4 protein-coding genes are annotated in these 1,695 nt (G+C 66.6%); 3 read left to right on the forward strand and 1 reads right to left on the reverse strand.

Annotated elements, in window-relative coordinates; translation table 11 throughout:
- Nucleotides 1-68 precede the first annotated feature (68 nt).
- From ACH4VX_RS35545 to ACH4VX_RS35555, 3 genes are all read left to right on the forward strand, one after another.
- Nucleotides 69-221, forward strand: coding sequence for a DUF397 domain-containing protein (locus tag ACH4VX_RS35545; protein ID WP_398373461.1), 153 nt, complete (start codon nt 69-71; stop codon nt 219-221).
- A gap of 200 nt (nt 222-421) precedes the next feature.
- Nucleotides 422-718 carry a DUF6247 family protein gene (locus ACH4VX_RS35550; RefSeq protein ID WP_398373456.1) on the forward strand — a complete coding sequence of 99 codons (297 nt, stop codon included), beginning with the start codon at nt 422-424 and terminating at the stop codon, nt 716-718.
- Nucleotides 715-1,008 (forward strand): hypothetical protein, encoded by a 294-nt coding sequence (locus ACH4VX_RS35555; RefSeq protein WP_398373458.1) that lies wholly within the window; start codon nt 715-717, stop codon nt 1,006-1,008. The genes ACH4VX_RS35550 and ACH4VX_RS35555 overlap by 4 nt, the downstream gene beginning before the upstream one ends.
- Nucleotides 1,009-1,116: 108 nt before the next feature.
- On the opposite strand, the gene ACH4VX_RS35560 is transcribed toward ACH4VX_RS35555, so the two are convergent.
- A complete protein-coding gene (locus tag ACH4VX_RS35560; protein ID WP_398373459.1) occupies nt 1,117-1,530 on the reverse strand; it encodes a hypothetical protein in 414 nt (137 codons plus the stop codon).
- Between the last annotated feature and the right edge of the window lie 165 nt (nt 1,531-1,695).

A 1,695-nucleotide genomic window follows, 5' to 3' on the forward strand; every position in this document is an offset into this window, starting at 1 on the left:
GCCCGTCGAATACGAGACCACCCACTACCTCGCAACCACGAAACCCCAGGTCACACCCAACAACTGAGATCTCTACCGAACCCGGAACGGTTCAGTGCGTGGAATGTGCGATCCGCGACGACAGGATTCACCTCCGTGACTCCAAGGACGCGGAGGGCCCTGTGATCGCAGTGGGCCACGGCTCTTGGGTGCCCTTCGTACGGACGATCCGGCGGAAGTAGCCGGCACGCTTACCCGCCCGCTGCCCGGCAGCGTCATGTGTCAAGGTCAGAGGGCAGTGCTCTGCCCCTCATGCACCCGTAGAAACCTGGGAGCCGTCCCTTGTCGAGACTCCTACCTTCACTCTTGAACGATCACTGCGCAGGATGCGGACATGTAGGACGCTCTTCGTAGGACGGGGGAGATCAAGGAGCGAGAGATCGTGAGCGCAGAGCACGTAGAAACATCAATCCCTGCGCCATTGCCGTTGAGGACCATCGGCGGCATCCGGGCCGCTCTGCGGTCCGGACACGGCTTCCCCGGCGACCGGGAAACCTTCGAAGCGGATCTCCAGCGTGCACTGGAGGCCTCGTCGGAGACGGACCTCAATGCCGTCGCCGCAGTGATCGTCGACTACCGAGGGCGGATTCGCCTCTACCAGGACCCTGACTTCGACATCGCCATACAGGAGGGCCTCGACCTGGCGGCACAGTTGAAGCAGGAGAATCCACGCGCGTGAGCGGTGTGAAGGCGGCCGTCACCGTACGGGCCGCCCAGCGTGCGAAGGAGCTGGGAGCCGAGCAGGATCTGGAGGCTCTGCGGCAGGAGCTCGAGCAGGCTCCGCGTCTCGGTGTGCGGCTCGGGCCTCCCCGTCACGACGGCACAAAGGTGCGCAAGACGAGGATCGAGCCCCGGGGCGGCGTGCCGGGGTTGGCAGTGGCGTATGCGTACACGCCGTCTCCGCCGCCCCCGACCGTGGCGGTCGTCGCTGTGACGCCGGACGACGGAGCCCGTGAAGAGGAAGAGTAGGAGCGGCCTCGTCGTACCGGGGCAGCCGGACGATGCGCTTGAGGTGCCGATGTCCGTGAGGTGCGGCTTCACGCGACCGCCGGCCCCGTGGTGATCGGCAGCGACGGCTCACTGGACCAGGTCGGTGTGCGGATGCTCCGGGGACTCCGGGCAGACATAGAGCTGCAGGTGGTCGCCTCTGGTGACCTGGACCCGGGGCGGGTTCGACTCTCTGATGCCGTTGCGCGGGGTGACGGATCGGTCCTCGTACGGGATCCAGCTGTGGTTGTTGCTGCTCCATTCGCTCGAGGCGACGGTCAGCAGCGGGACCATGCCGGCGTTACAGGTGACGCAGAACCGGGCGACGGGATCGGTGAGGCCCCACGGGGGCCAGCCGCCGGCCTTCCAGCCGGGGGCGAGAGAGAGCGCGTCCCCGTAGAACGACTCCGGGTGAGGAGCGTAGGAGCTGTCCACACCGGAACCGGCTGCCTGCCACCTGCTCCAGTCCCCCAGCCGCTGCCGCAACTCCTTACTCAGATCCATGAGGTTGGGATACTCGTTGACGTGCTCCCTGGCCTAAAGTCCAGGGATTCCGGCCTGGGTCGGCTGACCCTTCCGGGGGCTTCCTGCTTCACCGCGCTGTGCGGGTACGTGTGCCCGTCTTACCGGCGCTCCACAGGCGTTTAGCGTCTCCGCCCGTCCGGCGGC

Origin of the sequence: Streptomyces sp. NPDC020731 (assembly GCF_044334705.1) — a bacterium.
Lineage (GTDB): Bacteria > Actinomycetota > Actinomycetes > Streptomycetales > Streptomycetaceae > Streptomyces.